Source organism: Paraburkholderia bannensis NBRC 103871, assembly GCF_000685015.1.
Taxonomy (GTDB): domain Bacteria; phylum Pseudomonadota; class Gammaproteobacteria; order Burkholderiales; family Burkholderiaceae; genus Paraburkholderia; species Paraburkholderia bannensis.
The window spans coordinates 164,535-182,030 of record NZ_BAYA01000006.1 but is presented as its reverse complement, the minus strand read 5'-3'; the positions used below and the strand labels follow the sequence as shown (position 1 = coordinate 182,030).

The 17,496-nt window shown below is 64.1% G+C and carries 13 protein-coding genes; 8 read left to right on the top strand and 5 right to left on the bottom strand.

What is annotated here, in order from left to right:
• The first annotated feature begins 36 nt into the window (after positions 1-36).
• The 4 genes from BBA01S_RS45135 to BBA01S_RS12080 all read left to right on the top strand — a co-directional run bounded on the left by BBA01S_RS45135 (position 37) and on the right by BBA01S_RS12080 (position 7,841).
• Positions 37-5,373, top strand: a complete 5,337-nt coding sequence (locus tag BBA01S_RS45135) for a glycoside hydrolase family 99-like domain-containing protein (RefSeq protein ID WP_052391733.1) — start codon at positions 37-39, stop codon at positions 5,371-5,373.
• Between the two features lie 119 nt (positions 5,374-5,492).
• Positions 5,493-6,491: an NAD-dependent epimerase/dehydratase family protein gene (locus BBA01S_RS12090; protein WP_042296872.1), complete on the top strand. Its 999-nt coding sequence runs from the start codon at positions 5,493-5,495 to the stop codon at positions 6,489-6,491.
• 241 nt (positions 6,492-6,732) lie between these two features.
• Positions 6,733-7,101: a CidA/LrgA family protein gene (locus tag BBA01S_RS12085; protein WP_027816678.1), complete on the top strand. Its 369-nt coding sequence runs from the start codon at positions 6,733-6,735 to the stop codon at positions 7,099-7,101.
• Complete coding sequence (locus tag BBA01S_RS12080) at positions 7,098-7,841, top strand: LrgB family protein (protein ID WP_245641483.1); 744 nt, start codon at positions 7,098-7,100, stop codon at positions 7,839-7,841. The genes BBA01S_RS12085 and BBA01S_RS12080 overlap by 4 nt, the downstream gene beginning before the upstream one ends.
• Here the strand turns inward: BBA01S_RS12080 and BBA01S_RS12075 are convergent.
• Together BBA01S_RS12075 and BBA01S_RS12070 are read right to left on the bottom strand one after the other, a co-directional pair.
• Positions 7,838-8,671 carry a glycosyltransferase gene (locus BBA01S_RS12075; protein ID WP_027816676.1) on the bottom strand — a complete coding sequence of 278 codons (834 nt, stop codon included), beginning with the start codon at positions 8,669-8,671 and terminating at the stop codon, positions 7,838-7,840. The two genes, BBA01S_RS12080 and BBA01S_RS12075, sit on opposite strands and share 4 nt — an antisense overlap.
• Positions 8,668-9,930, bottom strand: coding sequence for an oligosaccharide flippase family protein (locus tag BBA01S_RS12070; RefSeq protein ID WP_027816675.1), 1,263 nt, complete (start codon positions 9,928-9,930; stop codon positions 8,668-8,670). The genes BBA01S_RS12075 and BBA01S_RS12070 overlap by 4 nt, the downstream gene beginning before the upstream one ends.
• A 313-nt stretch (positions 9,931-10,243) precedes the next feature.
• On the opposite strand from BBA01S_RS12070, the gene BBA01S_RS12065 reads away from it, so the two are divergent.
• From BBA01S_RS12065 to waaA, 4 genes are all read left to right on the top strand, one after another.
• Positions 10,244-11,638, top strand: coding sequence for a phosphomannomutase/phosphoglucomutase (locus BBA01S_RS12065; protein ID WP_027816674.1), 1,395 nt, complete (start codon positions 10,244-10,246; stop codon positions 11,636-11,638).
• A 243-nt stretch (positions 11,639-11,881) separates the two neighbouring features.
• Entirely contained in the window at positions 11,882-12,883 is a 1,002-nt protein-coding gene (waaC, locus tag BBA01S_RS12060; protein ID WP_052391732.1) for a lipopolysaccharide heptosyltransferase I, read from the top strand.
• Positions 12,884-13,205: 322 nt separating this feature from the next.
• Entirely contained in the window at positions 13,206-14,090 is an 885-nt protein-coding gene (locus tag BBA01S_RS12055) for a Kdo hydroxylase family protein (RefSeq protein ID WP_027816672.1), read from the top strand.
• A 58-nt stretch (positions 14,091-14,148) separates the two neighbouring features.
• A complete protein-coding gene (gene waaA / locus BBA01S_RS12050; RefSeq protein WP_027816671.1) occupies positions 14,149-15,489 on the top strand; it encodes a lipid IV(A) 3-deoxy-D-manno-octulosonic acid transferase in 1,341 nt (446 codons plus the stop codon).
• Positions 15,490-15,523: 34 nt separating this feature from the next.
• Here waaA and ureG read toward each other — a convergent pair whose 3' ends face one another.
• From ureG to ureE, 3 genes are read right to left on the bottom strand one after another with little or no spacing between them, the layout of a single operon-like run.
• Positions 15,524-16,153, bottom strand: a complete 630-nt coding sequence (gene ureG / locus BBA01S_RS12045; RefSeq protein WP_156965922.1) for an urease accessory protein UreG — start codon at positions 16,151-16,153, stop codon at positions 15,524-15,526.
• A 32-nt stretch (positions 16,154-16,185) separates the two neighbouring features.
• The gene (locus tag BBA01S_RS12040) at positions 16,186-16,866 is read right to left on the bottom strand and encodes an urease accessory protein UreF (RefSeq protein ID WP_027816669.1); all 681 of its coding nucleotides are present in this window, start codon (positions 16,864-16,866) and stop codon (positions 16,186-16,188) included.
• Positions 16,853-17,494, bottom strand: a complete 642-nt coding sequence (gene ureE / locus BBA01S_RS12035) for an urease accessory protein UreE (RefSeq protein ID WP_027816668.1) — start codon at positions 17,492-17,494, stop codon at positions 16,853-16,855. Before ureE ends, BBA01S_RS12040 begins: the two co-directional genes overlap by 14 nt.
• Between the last annotated feature and the right edge of the window lie 2 nt (positions 17,495-17,496).

The following is a 17,496-nucleotide window of genomic DNA, read 5'->3' as shown; positions in this document are numbered from 1 at the left end:
AGTGACAATGTTTTGGGAAGGATTGAGGTACGGGATATGAGTGACGTTGTAGATGAAAAGCTGGCTGGGCAGGAGAAGTTATTCGAGTTCCTGCGTTGGAATAGCTATCGCTCTGAGCGCCGCAAGCTCCTGTATGTAGCGACACCCAAGGTCGCCTGCACCTCCCTGAAATGGTGGTTTGCCGCGCTCGAAGGCTACGCGCAGGCATTGCACGACATCAACGACAGTTCGGAATCCGATCCGGATCTCGTCGTCCACGAATCCCATAAGGTTGCTCCCCACGTCACGGGTCTGGTGAAAGAGCAGCTCATTGGAGCATTGACCTCCGATGAGTATTTCCGCTTTGCGCTCGTGAGAAATCCCTATAAACGGATCTTCTCAGCCTGGCAGTCAAAGCTGGTTCTGCAGGAGCCCCTGCAGGTCGGCCGCTATCTCAGCTTCGACTTTTTCCACTTGCCGATGAAATCGCGGCAGGACATCGCGCCTGCGTTTGAGGCGTTCCTCGAGCATCTCGCCGCTAACGAAGCGCCGTCGTTCTGGGATCATCACTGGGTGCCCCAGGTGTCCATCCTGAGGCCGGACGTCATCGACTACTCGCAGATCGCGAAAATCGAGGATTCGGCGCAATTCAGCAAGACTTTGCAGGGCTGGCTCGGCGATCACACGCCGGATCCCTTCGCGGTACACCGGGCCAACGAGAGCCTGATTCCTTTCCAGCCGGAGTTCCTGACTGCGCGCAGCGCCGAACTGCTGCGCGTCATGTATGCGAACGACTTCGAGGCGTTCGGCTATGACACGCGGGTGCCCGACGCGAAGGAGAGCTTCTCGGAGGCTGAAGCGACGGTCGCATTGAAGGCCGTTCATCTCCTTCGGGCAAGGCACACGCAATTGGGGCAGCGTCTTGGGCATATCGCCCGCCTCCAGGCTGAATCGCAGGATCGCGGGGCGAAAGTCGATTGGCTGCATCAGGCTGTTGCCGAACGCGACGCGCGGATCGGCGAGCTGAACAGCGCGGTTGGCGAGGAAGCCGGGCAGGTCGAAGCGTTACAGCGGTCTATCGCCGAGCGTGACGCGCAGATCGGTGATCTTCACGGCACGGTTGCCGCGCGTGACGCACAACTCGGCGCTGTCCAGGATGCCGCCGGAGAGCACCGCCAACAGATCGACCTGCTTCAGGACGTTGTTGCGCAGCACGTTGCGCATCTGGCGCAGCTCGCCGGGACAATCGCCGAACGTGAGAAGGTCAATCGCAACCTGAGCCGCGCGGTTACGGAGCGCGACGTGCAGGTTTCCAGCCTGAACCGGCAGGTCATCGAACGTAGCGCACAGGTCGTCTCGTTGAACAAGACCGTTGCCGCAGCAGAAAGCAGGATCGCATCGCTCACGCACGACGTGGCGCAAGGCGTTGCGCGTCTCGCAGAGCGCGAAGCGCATGGGGCGCACCTTGAACATGTCCTTCGCGAGCGCGAAGGACATGTTGCTGCCCTGACCGATCAACTGGACGCGAGCAACGCGCTGGTTGCCGCAGAGCGTGGCCGACTGCAGGAAGTTTTTGCTTCACGCACATGGCGACTGGCTGTTGGCATCCGCAAGGGGGCGACTGCTTATCGGCACGCGCTCGGCGCGCTGCCGGTGGCGCGTTTTCGTCGTACTTTGCAGACAAAAGCCGCTGCGCGCACGCTCCGCAACAGTCAACTGTTCGACAGTGCTTACTATGTCGAGCAGAACCCGGACGTGCGTACTGCCGGGATCGATCCGGTTCTGCACTATCTCGCTCACGGATGGCGCGAGCAGCGCAACCCATCGCCTCTTTTCAATACGGCACAGTATCTGGCGGACAGTCCCGATGTCGCGCAGGTCGGCATGGAGCCTCTGACGCACTACCTGCGTTTCGGTCAGGCGGAAGGCCGTAACGTGTGTCGCCTGCTGCCCGCCGAAGGCGAGGCGGACACTCGCACGCCGTCCGTCGAGCAAGAGGTGGCGCAACTGGAGGCCGTGCAGCTGGCTGCCGAGCCCGTTGCGCATGATCCGCATAGTGATCGCATCAACGACGAAGTCGCGGTCATCGAACAATCGGGTCTGTTCGACACGTCCTATTACGCATCGGTGAATCCGGATCTCGCCGGGCTGTCGCCGCAAGCACTGATCCGGCATTACTGCGAGCATGGTTGGCGCGAAGGCCGTAAGCCAGCCGACGATTTCGACACGCGGTACTACCTGCAGACCTACAAGGACATCCAGGCAGCGGGCATCAATCCGTTCTGGCACTACGCGATTGCCGGTGCGAAAGAGTGCCGGCACGCAGCGCCGCCGCTCAAGGATGTCCACGAAGATGAGATTCTCTTCGGCAAGATCGAGCCCGACGTCAAGCTGGTCGCCTTCTATAAGTCATTCGACTGGAGTGCAGTGCGCGCCGGGCGGCCGCTCTTCAAAGGCCACGTGCAGCCTGTTACGCCGAGTGACGTGCTGGGATTCTATGACCCGCAGGATCGCGACGTCATGTTGCGCCAAATGCGGATCGCGCGCGCCCACGGCATCCACGCTTTTTGCTTTGACCTTCGCGCGAGCGAAGACGGCATCGCGCAGGCTGAGCCCGTGGATGGATTCCTCGCAACCGACTGCGCCGATATTCGCTTCTGCGTGAACATCGAAGCCGACATGCCTGATCGCGCCTCGGTGCTGGCAAAGCGTCTTGCGCATGTCGTCGCCGATCGCCGCTACATGCGCTTCGGTGCGAAGCCCGTCGTTCTCGTCAGCATTCACTGCGAATCCCAGGACGCTGCAGCCTTCCTCGCGCGACTGCGCCTGGGGCTGGCAGAGCAGGGCGTACCCGTGCCGTATTTCATCGGTCGCTGGACATCGGCGCGCGATGAGGCTGCGCACGCTGCACTCGACGAAATTGTCGACGCAGCGCTGGATTTGCCCGCGGCGTCGGAGGTCGGGCAGTTCGTTGGGCGCAAGTTCAATGACGTGAACGTGGTTCCCTACAGCGTCGTCGCGGGTGCCGGAATTGCCCGCATCGCGCAATCGACGGGAGAGGTGCACGCGCGCTACCCGGTCGTCACGCTCGCGCGCGACAACACGGCTACGGCGCCGGCGAATGCGGTCGTCTATACCCGGTTCGACGTCAAGGACTATCGTCGCTGGCTTGACGCGGCAATTGAGGGAACCCGGACGTCGCATTCCGACGGTCAACGTGCCGTCTTCCTGGATGCCTGGAATGACTGGAACGAAGGTGTTGCCCTCGAACCCGACAGCAGGACGGGCTTTAGTTCCCTGAACGAGACGTCGCGCGCGCTTACCGGTATTGCGCCGGGCCAGGCTATGCCGAAAGTTTCGGTCATCGTGCCGAACTACAACCACGCCCCGTTCCTGAGGCGGCGGCTCGACAGTATTTACGGGCAGACCTACAAGAACATCGAAGTCCTGCTGCTGGACGATTGCTCTCCCGACGAAAGCCGCGCGGTGCTGGACGAATACGCCGCGGCTTATCCCGAGGTTACGCGTACCCTTTACAACACCACGAATTCCGGCGGTGTTTTCCGCCAGTGGGCGAAGGGGATTCAGGCAGCGAGCGGAAAGCTCGTGTGGGTTGCCGAGAGCGACGATTACTGCGACGAACATTTCCTCGAACGGCTCGTGCGCTGTTTTGACGACGAGGCGGTTCTGCTCGCCTATGGGTACTCGCAGTTCGTGGACCGCGACGAGGACCCTATCGAGGGCGACTTCCATTTGTACCTGAGCGACCTCGAAGGCGCGGACAAGTGGAAGGGCAACTATCTCGAGACTGCGCACAACGAAGTCAAGACGGCACTCGGCATCAAGAACACGATTCCGAACGCAAGCAGCGTGCTGTTCCGTCGACCGGTCGACCTGCCGCTGCTGCAGGACGAGTCGTGGCTGTCGATGCGCGTCGCCGGCGACTGGGTGTTCTATCTCCACGTGCTGCGCGGCGGCAAGATCGCCTATCGCAGCGACGCGATCAACTTCTTCCGGCGCTATCCCGGCAGCACGGCGGATACGACCTATAAGAAGGAAATCTTCTATCGCGAAGTGGGCCTGGCAAGTCGTACTGCTGCTGAACTCTACGATGTTCCGCTGGAAGTGCTCGAACGCTGCCGCAAAGGCTACGAAGACTTCTACTGGAAGATGGTTGGCCGCGATTACGAAGAATTTCTGCGCTGGTATGACTATCTGTCAGTGCTTCAGGCGCGGCAGCGTCGTGTTCCGAACATCATCGTCTCAACGATGGGCTTCAGCCCCGGCGGCGCAGAGATTCTGCCGATTCGCATCGCCAACGAACTCAAGCGCCAGGGACATTCGGTTCTGCTGCTCAACACGGGCCTGATGAGCTTTTTCGACCGGATCCGCGGCATGGTGCGCAACGACGTACCTGTGGTGGAGACGGCGGATCTCGGCGAGACGCGCGAGGTTATCCGGCAGTTCGGCATTGAGGCGCTCAACTCGCATCATTGGCACATCCAGAAGTACCCGTTCCAGGTGCCGGACGTGTTCGATGAACTGCGCGTTCATGTTGCATCGCTGCACGGCATGATTGAGCACGATGCGTTCGGCGTAACGGACGAACAGCTCTTGCAGGCGGATGAGAAGGTCACGAACTGGGTCTTCACGGCCAACAAGAACGTCGTCCCGTTTGCCGACGCAGGACTCTATGACGAGGCCTCCACGCGCTTCGTCAAGATCGCCAACGGCATGATGGCGCCGACGATCACGCCGGTGAGCCGTGCGCAAATGCAAATCCCGGACGATGCCTTTGTATTGTGTTGCGTGAGTCGCGCCATTGAGGACAAGGGCTGGGCCGAAGCCATTGAGGCGGTCGCACGTGCGCGCAAGCTGTCCAGTCGCGACATTCGCCTGGTTCTCGTCGGCAACGGTCCTGTCTACGACGAGTATTGCCAGACAGGTGTGGACGATTTCGTCTACCTGGCAGGCTTTTCGGAAAACTCCGTCGGCCATTATGCGTCTGCGGACGTGGGCATCATGCTCACCAAATTCAAGTCAGAGAGCTTCCCGCTGACGATCGTGGACTGTCTGTTCGCGGGCAAGCCCTATATCGCCTCGGACGTCGGCGATATCCGGAACATGCTGACACAGGGGCAGGACGTTGCCGGTGCAGTTGTCGAGCTTGAAGACTGGGAAGTGCCGGTCGATACGGTTGCGCAGATCATTGCCGCATTCGCCTCGGAGAAACAGAAATACCTGGACGCTTGCGCATTGGTGGGCGATGTCGCGAAGCGCTACAAGATCGATGTCGTGACGTCGAAATACGTCGATCTTTTCAATGCTGCGCGTCATGACGAACGGTTCGGCGCGCACCGCCGTCATCGCAAACTCGTGGTTGAAGGTAGCTGATTGAGTGGTCGGTAGCGTGTACTTCCTCTGCGTAGAGGCGAGGGAGCGTCTGTAACCTGGTTGGGGCGCGTCGGCATCCATGAGATGACGCCGGGCATTCACTCGATGGTAGAAAAACAATGAAGAACTACGTCGTTGCTAAGCAGTCCACGGTGCCCAGGCGATGTCTCGTTTTGGGTGGACGCGGTTTTATCGGTTCGCACCTGACGCGGGCTTTGCTTGCCCAGGGCCACGCAGTGCGTTGCTTCGGCCGGTATGGTTCTGGCGCCCTGGACGATGAGCTCGCGAACCACCCGAACTACGATCACTTCGAGGGCGATTTCAACTCGGCGGCGGATCTGGCGCGTGCGCTGGAAGGGATGGACACGTGTTTTCATCTGGTCTCCACCACGCTGCCGAAGTCGTCGAATGCCGACCCGCTCTTCGACGTGGAAAGCAACGTGCTCGGCACCGTGCGTCTGCTTACGCTCGCGGTGAAAGCGCGCTTGCGCAAGGTCGTTTTCGTCTCATCGGGCGGCACCGTTTACGGCATTCCCGAAAGCGTGCCGATTCACGAGACGCATCCGACCGATCCAGTTTGCTCCTATGGCATCGCCAAGCTGGCCATCGAGAAATACCTCGCGCTGTTTCACGCGCAGCACGGTCTCGACTATGCGGTTCTGAGGCTGGCCAACCCCTATGGAGAAGGTCAGCGTATCGAGTCCAGCCAGGGCGCCGTGGCAGTCTTCCTCGGCAAGATGCTGCGTGGCGAGCCCGTGGAGGTCTGGGGCGACGGCTCGGTGATTCGCGACTACATTCACATTGACGATGTCGTCGATGTGCTGCTGCCCATGTTGGAGTACCAGGGGCCGGAGCGCGTGTTCAACATCGGATCGGGGCGCGGTCACAGCATTAACCAGGTGCTCGACGCGCTGGAGCGTGCAGTGGGCAGCGATGTGGCGCGGCGGTATCGTCCTGGTCGTTCATTCGACGTGCCGGAGAGCGTGCTCAGTATTGAACGAGCGCGACGCGCGCTCGGCTGGTCGCCGAAAGTTGATTTCCAGCAAGGCGTCGAGCGTTTTGCGGCGTGGATGAAAACCCAGCTTGCTGAGCAATTGGAACAGGTGGAGCGAGCTTGAAGTGCAGTGCGTTTCCAGGCGCTGTCGGCATGCAAGATGGCAATTCGATATTGCACGTGATGCCACACCGCAGCGTAGCCTGCCTGCCGGATCCGAATCGATCCGCATGCGTCTGGAGCCGCGCGCGAAGCCGTAGTTAGAGGGGAGGCACGCTGCCGCGCGTGCAATGTTCCTGTAAACTTGGCGGCGCATCGCCAGCTTTCATGCTGCCTGCGCCCCTCGTCCAGCAACGCCCCCGACCATGCTCCGATCCCTTGCCGCCCTGCTGATTTTCCAGTGCCTCGGCGAGAGCGTTTCCTACGTTTTCTCGCTTCCCGTTCCCGGCCCCGTGATCGGCATGTTGCTGCTGTTCGCCTTTGCGATGATGCGGCCCGCCGCCGCCGCGGCGATCGAACCCACCGCGCTTGAACTGCTGCGCCATCTCTCGTTGCTCTTCATCCCGGCAGGCGTGGGCATCATGGTGTCGGCGCAGGCGGTGCGCGGCGAAGCGTTCGCCGTGATCGCGAGTCTCGTGCTCAGCACGACGCTCGGCATCGCCGTTACTGCGCTCGTCACGCGTGCATTGTTGCGTCGGCAACGAAGCCGCAACGTCGAGGAGGGCGCATCGTGAACGCGCATCTGCCGCTCGACAAGCTCGACGCTATCTGGGTTTATCTCGCCGCATCGCCGCTGCTTGGCCTCACGCTCACGCTGGTCGCGTATCTGATCGCGCTGAACGTCTACGCGCGCGCAAAGCACAATCCGCTTGCGAACCCCGTGCTGATCGCCGTGGCGATCGTGGTCGTCGCGCTCAAGCTCACCGATACGCCGTATCGCGTTTATTTCGGCGGCGCGCAGTTCGTGCACTTCCTGCTCGGGCCCGCGACGGTTGCGCTCGCGTTGCCGCTCTATCGGCAGTGGGACAAGTTGCGGCGCACTGCGCTGCCTTTGCTGTGCGGCCTCGTTGCCGGGTCGCTGACGGCGATTGTGTCAGCAGTTGGGATTGCTAAGTTACTGGGCGCGACGCCGCAGACATTGGCCTCGCTCGCGCCGAAGTCGGTGACCACGCCGATCGCGATGGCCGTCGCCGAAAAGGTCGGCGGGATTCCGTCGTTGACTGCGGTGCTGGTGATCTCGACGGGCGTGTTCGGCGCCGTGACGGCGCGCTGGATTCTCAACGCCGTGGGCGTGCGCGAAACCGAAGTGCGCGGCTTTGCAATTGGCGTTGCGTCGCACGGCATCGGCACCGCGCGCGCGTTTCAGGTGAGCGAGGAAATGGGCGCGTTCGCGGGCCTTGGGATGGGCCTGAACGGCGTGTTCACGGCGTTTGTCGTGCCGGTGCTGCTGCCGGTCTTGCTGCGCTGGATCTAGCCACGCGCAAACAGCGCGCGCTTTACCTTCTGCAAGGCGCCATAAGGCGTCACGAAATGCAGCAGGTTTTTAGCAAGGCCGGCCCAGTCGCGCCAGTTCAGCACGTTCAGATAACGCGCCTGCAAACGCAGGGTCGAAACGATCTGCTTGCGCCGCTTCGTCGCGCTGATGCCGCCTTCGTTGAGCTCGTAATAGAGCCCAAGCTCCGGCAGGTTCGCGCAGTCGTAGCGCTCCATCAGACGCAGGAACAGGTCGAGATCTTCGGCGGCCGGATATTGCAGGCGATAGTTGCCCACATCGAGCACCGCATCGATGCGCAACATCACCGACGGATGCACGAGCGGCGAGCGCAGCATGCGCGTCTTGCGCAGCGTGCGTGCGTCGGCGGCGGGGCGCAGCATGAACAGCGGCGCGCCCGCGCGACTGACCACCTGCGTCCACGTGCCAAGCGCTGCAACGCGAGGCTCCGCTTCCATGCGCACGCGCTGCTTCTCCAGCCGATGAGGTGCGGCAAGATCGCCCGCATCGATACGCGCCGCGTAACGAAACCCGCGCTCAGCCAGCGCATTGATACCGGCTTCGAGCGCGCGCTCGATGCCGCCGTTCTTCGCCATGCGCAGCACGTCGATCTGCATGCCCGGCACCTCGGGCGCGACGATGGGTGGCGTGCTGCCGTCATCGACGATCAGTGCATAAACCGGCGCGTCTTCCGCGAACGAGGCCAGCGTGCGCTCGACATCGGCCTGGCCGTTGTAGGCGGGCATGAGCACGGCGACGTCAGCCAGTGAGCCCATGCGGGCCAGGTTCGGAGCAGCGGGGGAGTTCGTCATGAAGCCAGCTTGAAACGGATGTAATAGAAGTTCACGCAGGCCGCCGCGAGATAGCCAATCGCCAGACCTACCAGCGCGCCATACGCGCCCATGCGCGGGATCGCCACGAGGTTCACGACGAACGCCACCGCGAGCGCGAGCAGCCATTTGGCGAGCAGAACGAACTTGGCCTGATATTTGAGCACGACGAGGTTGCCGATCGCCTCGATGCCGGCGGGCAGCGACAGCCACACGGCCCAGCGGAAGATGCCAACCGCCTGCGCGTAGTCCGGCCCGAACACGCGATGAATGATGAAGCCCGCGAGCGCGTCGAGCACGAGCGCGCCCGCCACCATCAGCGCGGCCGTCATCGCGAACAGGCGCACGAGATTGCGCTTGAGCTGCGCGGCCTCCTGCACGCGATAGACGAATGCCGGTGCGATGGTCTGCGAGAGCATCAGCGCGAGCGTGATCCAGTTTTCGTTGAGCTGCTGCGCGGCGGAATAGCGCCCGAGATCGGCGAAGGAAATCGTGCGCTCAAGCATCAGCCGGTCGAGCTTGAGGAACAGGTACATGCAGATCAGGCCGAGCCAGAACACCGTGCCCGCCGTCGCGAAATGCCTGAAAAGCGCGCGGTCGACGTGCCAGCCGAGCTTGCCGCCGTGGCGGCTGCGGTAATAGAGCACGAGCGCCGCGCCAATCGCTGCCGATTCAATCGCCCACAGCCAGCCGAAGCTGCCCGGCGTGAACGCCGCGCGCGCGAGCAGAAACACGAGCAGCGCCTTCACGACGGCGGTGCTCATGCTCGCAAGCAATTGCGGCTTGCTGTACGTCATGCTCTGCAGCCACGCATTGATGACGCCGACAAACGGCTCGCGAAACAGCATGGTGACGGCCAGGCCCGCGAGCATCGCACCGACCATCGGATCGGTCGCGCCCATCGCGATCCCGCCCCATGTCACCAGCAAAGCCACCGTCGATACGCCAATGCGCAGCGCAAACGCGCTGCCGAGCACCGTGCCGGTTTCCTCGCGCGGTTTGTTCACAATGGTGGGCACGAGGATTTCGGCGCCGCAGACCCAGGTGATGGGTGCGAGCACGAGCAGCAGCGTGTTGGCGTACTGCCATTTGCCGAACACGTCCGGGCCGAAATAGCGCGCCAGCACGCCGCTGATGACGATGGCCACGGCGATCTGCGTGATGCGTTCGAGGCCCAGCCAGATGATGTTGGCAAACGCGCGCGCGACGTCGGGATTGGCGAAGCGTTTGAGGCTCAGCATGTGGTGCGCGCGCCGTTGATCGACCGGGCACGCGGCGTGCGCGCGAGGAGCGCCGAACCGGTTTCCGATGCAATATGCAAATCGCGCAGAGCGGATCCCGGGGAGCCGGGAACAGCCGCCAGCGTGCGCGCGGATTTTGTCTTCTGGAAGAAACGGCGGGGCATTAAAATGGGTGCGTAACCTTCGGCGGACGCCGAAAACCCGCAATTATAGTTTGTAACGGATCCCTCTTTTCGTAACTGCCGGTGCCGTTCCGGTATCAAAACATGTTACGAATAGACCCCCGACTTTTCATCGCACGGTGAGCCTCATCATGATTTCTCAATCGATTTTCAAGGCCTATGACATTCGCGGCGTGATCGGCAAGACGCTCGACACGGATACGGCGCGCGCCATCGGCCAGGCGTTTGGCAGCGAGGTGCGTGCGCAGGGCGGCGACGCGGTGGTGATCGCGCGCGACGGCCGCCTGTCGGGCCCCGATCTTTCGGCGGCGCTCGCCGACGGCCTGCGCGCCGCGGGCGTCGACGTCGTCAACGTGGGCATGGTTCCCACGCCGGTCGGCTACTTCGCGGCCAGCGTGCCGCTGAACCTGCCCACGGGCGCGCGCAGCGTCGATTCGTGCATCGTCGTGACGGGCAGCCACAACCCGCCCGACTACAACGGCTTCAAGATGGTGCTGCGCGGCAAGGCCATCTATGGCGACCAGATCCAGGCGCTCTATCAGCGCATCGTCGACCAACGTTTCGAAACCGGCGCGGGCACCTATGCCGATTACGACATCGCCGATGAATACATCGCGCGCATCGTCGGCGACGTGAAGCTCGCCCGCCCGCTGAAGATCGTGGTCGACACCGGCAACGGCGTCGCGGGCGAACTCGCGCCGCGCCTGTTCAAGGCGATGGGCTGCGAACTCGTCGAACTGTTCACGGAAGTGGACGGCACCTTCCCGAACCACCACCCGGATCCGGCGCACCCGGAAAACCTCCAGGACGTGATTCGCGCGCTCAAGGAAACGGACGCCGAAATCGGCTTCGCATTCGATGGTGACGGCGATCGCCTGGGCGTGGTGACCAAGGACGGCCAGATCATTTATCCGGATCGCCAGCTGATGCTGTTCGCCGAGGAAGTGCTCTCGCGCAACCCGGGCAAGCAGATCATTTACGACGTCAAGTGCACGCGTAACCTGGCGAAGTGGGTCAAGGCCAAGGGCGGCGAGCCGCTGATGTGGAAGACCGGCCACTCGCTCGTGAAGGCGAAGCTGCGCGAAACCGGCGCGCCGCTGGCGGGCGAAATGAGCGGCCACGTGTTCTTCAAGGATCGCTGGTACGGCTTCGACGACGGTCTTTATACGGGCGCGCGTCTGCTGGAAATCCTCGCGCGCGTGCAGGATCCGAGCAAGCTGCTCAACGACCTGCCGAACTCGACGGCCACGCCGGAACTGCAACTGAAGCTCGAAGAAGGCGAAAACTTCGTGCTGATCGGCAAGCTCCAGCAAAACGCGAAGTTCACGGGCGCCGACGAAGTCATCACCATCGACGGCCTGCGCGTGGAGTATCCGGACGGTTTCGGTCTGGCGCGTTCGTCGAACACCACGCCGGTGGTCGTGATGCGCTTCGAAGCCGACAACGACGCCGCGCTTGCGCGCATCCAGGCCGACTTCAAGCGCGTGATCCTGGCCGAAAAGCCGGACGCGAAGCTGCCGTTCTAAGGTTTGTCAGGCGCACAAGCGTCTGATCTGAAGTCCCAGCGGCGCCGTGCGGTTTTCCCCGCCCGGCGCCGCGGCGTTTGGGGCAGCCGTTTTGTGGTGGCCACGAGCGCTTCGAAAGGGCAGGGAAGGCAGTTCTGGCGGTTATTTCCGCACTTTTCCCCTGCTTTTTCGCTCAACTTCCCGCGGCGCGCTAAAATTGCGCACCTTTTTTAACCCGTCCGCCGGAATCAACCCGAGTTTGCCTTGAGCGTGCAAAAGATCCTCATAGTGCGCGTGTCGTCGCTGGGCGACGTCGTCCACAACATGCCCGCCATCGCCGACATCCGGCGACGGTATCCCGACGCGCAGATCGACTGGCTCGTCGAGGAAAGTTTCCAGTCGCTCGTCGAGCTGGTGGACGGCGTGCGCCGCGCGATCCCGTTCTCGCTGCGCCGCTGGCGCAAGCGCCTGCTGTCCGGGGCCAACTGGCGCGAGATCGGCGCGTTTCGCCGGGCGCTGGCCGCCGAGAAATACGACCTCGTGATCGACTGCCAGGGGCTCATCAAGACCGCCTGGGTCGCGAGCTGGGCGCGCGGGCCGCTGGTCGGTCTGGGCAACCGCACGGACGGCGCGGGTTACGAATGGCCCGTGCGCTTCTTCTACGACCGCTCGATCCGCATCGAGCCGCGCACCCACGTGGTCGAGCGCACGCGTCAACTCGTGGCGGGCGCACTCGACCTGCCGCCGCCGTCGCCGCAGGACGACATCGAATTCGGTCTCGACACCTACCGCGCCGCGCAGGCGCTGGCGGCCCTCGGCCTGAACCTGCCGGTGCCCTATGTGGTGTTCGTGCACGCAACGTCCCGCGCCGACAAGCAATGGCCCGACGCGCACTGGATCGAACTGGGCCAGGCGCTGGTGCGCCGCGGCGCGTCGCTCGTGCTGCCGTGGGGCAGCGACGCCGAGCGCGCGACGAGCGAGCGCCTCGCGCGCGAATTCGGCGAAGCAGCCATCGTGCCGCCGAAGCTCTCGCTGCCCGCCGTGGTCGGCCTGATCGACGGCGCGGCGGCGACGGTGGGCGTCGATACCGGCCTCGTGCACATCGCGGCGGCGCTGAAGCGCCCGACCGTCGAGTTGTACAATTTCGCGACCGCCTGGCGCACCGGCGGCTACTGGTCGCCGAATGTCGTCAATATCGGCACCGCGGGGCAGCCGCCAACGCTCGCCCAGGTCAAGGGCGCGCTGGCAGGCTTCGGCCTGCTTTGAGGCAACGCAAGACAATGTGCGCCAGCAGGCGCGCGGCGGCGCGGGGTGCGGCAACGCGCTCCAGCTGCTTTGTCGGAAAAGCCTGACGGGCTGCGGCGCATCAAGGCGCGCCGGTCGGCCCGCGGGGTATAAGGATCGGCGCGCGCGCCGCCCAGCTTGTTCGACCTGCCGGGGCTGAGTAGATGAAGCCGCTACGAAGCCGCTGCGACGCGCACTTCGCGCCTCGGGCGCTACGAGCATAGCGAGCATTGCGAGCATCAAGCGCGCTGCCGCGCCGAATCCGCCCGCCAGGCATCCAGATCCATCGCTTCCAGGGGCGACCATGAACGAATCCCAGATCATCGAAATCACTTCCGCCGACTGGCAAGGGCAATCGCTGCCCATGCCGCGCGAGCAACTGCTCGACGCCGTCGAGCAGGGCAAGGTGCTGTACTTCCCCAAGCTGGAATTCGCGATCGAGGGCGGCGAGCGCGCGCTGCTCGATCCGGCCATCGCCGATCCCAAGCGCAAGAACATCAGCCTCGACCCGAACGGCGGCGCGCTGCATGGCGTGCTCGGCGACACGGTGCAGCAGTCGGCCGTGCGCGCACTGATCGCGCGTTACCAGTCGTGCGCGCGTTCGCTCGTCGACGGGCTCTTTCCGGAGTACATCGGCAAGCTGCGCGTGGCGCCCACCAGCCTGCGCCTGCACAAGGTCGAAACGCGCGAGACCTCGTGGCGCAAGGACGATTCGCGCCTGCATGTCGATGCGTTCCCGTCGCGCCCGAACTACGGCGAGCGCATCCTGCGCGTGTTCACCAACGTGAACCCCAACGGCGCGCCGCGCGTATGGCGCGTCGGCGAGCCGTTCGAAGACATGGCGAAGCGCTTCCTGCCCAACATCAAGCCGCAGATGCCAGGCTCGGCGTGGCTGCAGAACCTGCTGCACATCACCAAGTCGCCGCGCAGCGAGTACGACCACCTGATGCTCAACCTGCACGACGGCATGAAGGCCGACCTCGACTATCAGAAGATCTGCCCGCAGGAAACCATCAACTTCCCGCCGGGTTCGGTCTGGGTGTGTTTCTCGGATCACACCTCGCATGCGGTCATGTCCGGTCAGTTCATGATGGAACAGACCTTCTTCCTGCCCGCGAAAGACATGGTGCATCCGGAATGGGCGCCGCTGGGCATCCTGCAACGCCTCAAGGGCAAGGAACTGGTTTGATGCCGAGTTTGATGCCGATGATGAGCGAACGCACGCAAGCAGTAGCCGCGGAGGCCCGATGCTAAGGGCCATTTATCGTGCGCTCTGGTGGCTGATCGCGCCGCTCGCGGTGCTGCGTCTGATGATCCGGTCGCGGCGCGAGCGCGGATATCGCGAGCACGTCTGCGAGCGCTTCGGCCGCAGCGCCGGACGCCTGCCCGAGGACGACACACCGCTGATCTGGGTGCACGCGGTTTCCGTGGGCGAGACGCGCGCGGCGCAGCCGCTCGTCGATGCGTTGCTGGCGGCGCGCCCCGATGCGCGCATCCTGCTCACGCACATGACGCCGGGCGGGCGCGCGACCGGCGAGCAGCTGTTCGGCGACCGCGTGCTGCGCTGTTATCTGCCGTACGACATGCCGCATGCCGTGCGCCGTTTCCTGCGTGCGTGGCGTCCCTCGCTCGGCCTCGTGATGGAGACCGAGGTGTGGCCCACGCTCATCGACGAATGCAAGCGCGCCGACGTGCCGCTCGTGCTGACCAATGCGCGCATGTCGGCGCGTTCGTTCAAGCGCGCGGCGAAGTTCGGCGCAGCGGCGCGCGAGGTGTTCGGCGGTTTTACGCGCGTGCTGGCGCAAAGTCCGGCTGACGCGGAACGCCTGAGCACGCTGGGCGCGCGCAATGTCGCGGTGCTCGGCAACCTCAAGTTCGATATGGCGAGTCCGCCCGCGCTCGTCGCGCGTGGACGCGACTGGCACCGCGCGATTGGCACGCGGCCTGTGTGGGTCGCGGCGAGCACGCGCGAAGGCGAGGAAGAACTCGTGCTGGAAGCGTTTGCCGCGCTGAAGGTGCCTGACGCGCTGCTGATTCTCGTGCCGCGCCATCCGCAGCGTTTCGACGAAGTTGCGGCGCTGGTCGCGCGCAAGAACTTCAAGCTCGAACGGCGCTCGCAGTGGGCACCTACGGCACCTACGGCACCGGCTGCATCGCTGGAAGGGCACGCGAGCGTGGACGCGTTGCCGCAGGACGTGAACGTGCTGCTCGGCGATTCGATGGGCGAGATGGGGGCGTACTACGCGGCCGCCGATCTGGCCTTTATCGGCGGAAGCCTGTTGCCGCTGGGCGGCCAGAACCTGATCGAAGCGTGCGCCGTGGGCACGCCGGTACTGATCGGCCCGCACGTGTTCAACTTCACGCAGGCGACCGCCGATGCGGTGGCGGCGGGCGCGGCGCTGCAGGTGCAGGATCCCGCCGATCTCGCGCGCGCCTTGCGCGAACTGTTCGAGGACAAGTCGCGCCGCGTCACGATGGGCGCGGCGGCATCGGCTTTCGCGGCGCGTCACCGTGGCGCGACCGAGCGCACCGTGGACGTGCTCACCACGCTGCTGCCCGAGCGCGCTTCGGCGTCGCTCGATCTTTGAGCGGCGCGTTCACACGCCGCTTCAGCAGACCACTTCAGCCGACCAGCAGTCCCTTCTTTTCGATGAACGCAATCACCTGATCGAGGCCGTCGAGCGCCTTGAGATTGCACATCACGAAGGGACGCTCGCCGCGCATCTTCTTCGCATCCGATGCCATCACGTCCAGGTTCGCGCCCACCAGCGGCGCGAGATCGGTCTTGTTGATGACGAGCAGGTCGGACTTCGTGATGCCGGGGCCGCCCTTGCGCGGAATCTTCTCGCCGCCCGCCACGTCGATCACGTAGATCGTCAGGTCGGACAGCTCGGGGCTGAAGGTGGCCGCGAGATTGTCGCCGCCCGATTCGATGAAGACGATGTCCGCGTCGGGAAAGCGCGTGAGCATCTGGTCGACGGCTTCGAGGTTGATTGACGCGTCTTCGCGGATCGCGGTGTGCGGGCAGCCGCCCGTTTCCACGCCCATGATGCGCTCGGCGGGCAGGGCGCCCGCGACGGTCAGCAGGCGCTGGTCTTCCTTCGTGTAGATGTCGTTGGTGATGGCGACGAGGTCGTAGCGCTCGCGCATGGCCTTGCAGAGCATTTCGAGCAGCGTGGTCTTGCCGGAGCCGACCGGGCCGCCGACGCCGACGCGCAGCGGCGGCAATTTCTTCGTGCGTTTGTTGTTCATGAGTCGTGCGATGCAGGAGCGTGCGGATGAGTTCAGGAGCGGAATAAGCGCGAATACTGCGATTCGTGCCGCGCGGACAGAATGCCGAGTTGCGGCGCAAAGGTGTTGAGCGCGTCGGGCGGCGTAGCGAGCGCGCGCGCCACGGCGTCTTCGATTCTGGGCCGCAGCGCCACCACGATGCGCTGGCCCGCAAGCTGGCCGAGCGGCACGGCCTTGAGCGCCGCCGCCGTCTGGTTCTCGACCCAGCTAAAAGCGTAAGCGGCGAGCGTTGCTTCGGTCGAAGCATCGTGCGCCCACGCGGCGAAAGCGAAGGCGCTCGGCTGCGCAACCGGCGTCATGCGTTCGAGCGTGGCGCGCCGTTCGGCGTCGCCCCATTCAAGTTGCGCACACAACTGACGCAGCGACCAGCCCATCTGCGCAGTCTCGCGGCGCAGTTCCGCCGATTCGCGGCTCGCGATGAATTCCGCGTTCGCGTCGATCAGCGCCTGCGTATCGTGTGCGCGCCAGCGCTCCAGCTGATGCGCGATGAACGGCAATTCACCGGGCGCGAGCACGTTGGCCAGGCCGTTGGCAATCCAGTGTGCGGCGTCGTCGGCGCCGGTAATCATGCCGACGTCGATTGCGGCCTCCAGCCCCTGCGAATAGCTGAACGCACCGATCGGCAACGCGGGCGAGGCGAGATGCAGCAGCGCCGTGAGTTCAGCGATGTTCATGGCTGTGATCGTGAGCGTGGCCGTCGCAATGCGCGTGATCGTGGCCGCAGTCGTGATCGTGGTCATGCGAGTGGCCGTGACCGTGCGAATGTGGGTGCGAGTGCGAATCCGCGTGGCCGTGATGCTCGTCGAACACGCGCTGCGCGAGCGCATAGTCTTCGGCGAAAGTCTCGTCGTGGCCATGCCGGTGGCCGCCGCCGTACGCGCCCGATTCGGGCTCGAACGGCAGCTCGACACGCTCGACCTGCGCGCCCAGGCGCTTGAGCATGTCTTCGAGCACGGGATCGGCTTCAAGCTTCAGTTCGTCGACGCCCACTTCCACGGGCGTATGGCGATTGCCGAGGTGGTACGCGGCGCGCGTGAGCGTGAGGCGGTCGTGCGCGCGTACGCGCAGCACGCTTTGCGCCGCCGCGATCACGCGCACGAGGCCGCCGTCGTCGGCGACGAGCATGTCGCCTTCGCGCAGGATCGTGCCGCGCGGCAGCACCACGCCCACTTCCTCGCCGCTGTCGAGCGTGGCCGCGAAGCGGCTCTTGCAGCGCATGTCGTAGGGCAGCGTGAGCGTGGGCGCACGCTTGACCAGCACGCTGGCGAGCTTCGCGGTGAGTCGTTTGTCGATCGTACGCATAT

Excerpts from the sequence above, each read along its gene's own strand:
- ureE (WP_027816668.1), bottom strand. The coding sequence starts at position 17,494 with ATGCGTACGATCGACAAACGACTCACCGCGAAGCTCGCCAGCGTGCTG.
- BBA01S_RS12065 (WP_027816674.1), top strand. The coding sequence starts at position 10,244 with ATGATTTCTCAATCGATTTTCAAGGCCTATGACATTCGCGGCGTGATC.
- ureG (WP_156965922.1), bottom strand. The coding sequence starts at position 16,153 with ATGAACAACAAACGCACGAAGAAATTGCCGCCGCTGCGCGTCGGCGTC.
- BBA01S_RS12085 (WP_027816678.1), top strand. The coding sequence starts at position 6,733 with ATGCTCCGATCCCTTGCCGCCCTGCTGATTTTCCAGTGCCTCGGCGAG.
- BBA01S_RS12090 (WP_042296872.1), top strand. The coding sequence starts at position 5,493 with ATGAAGAACTACGTCGTTGCTAAGCAGTCCACGGTGCCCAGGCGATGT.
- BBA01S_RS12075 (WP_027816676.1), bottom strand. The coding sequence starts at position 8,671 with ATGACGAACTCCCCCGCTGCTCCGAACCTGGCCCGCATGGGCTCACTG.
- BBA01S_RS45135 (WP_052391733.1), top strand. The coding sequence starts at position 37 with ATGAGTGACGTTGTAGATGAAAAGCTGGCTGGGCAGGAGAAGTTATTC.
- BBA01S_RS12055 (WP_027816672.1), top strand. The coding sequence starts at position 13,206 with ATGAACGAATCCCAGATCATCGAAATCACTTCCGCCGACTGGCAAGGG.
- BBA01S_RS12040 (WP_027816669.1), bottom strand. The coding sequence starts at position 16,866 with ATGAACATCGCTGAACTCACGGCGCTGCTGCATCTCGCCTCGCCCGCG.
- waaA (WP_027816671.1), top strand. The coding sequence starts at position 14,149 with ATGCTAAGGGCCATTTATCGTGCGCTCTGGTGGCTGATCGCGCCGCTC.
- BBA01S_RS12070 (WP_027816675.1), bottom strand. The coding sequence starts at position 9,930 with ATGCTGAGCCTCAAACGCTTCGCCAATCCCGACGTCGCGCGCGCGTTT.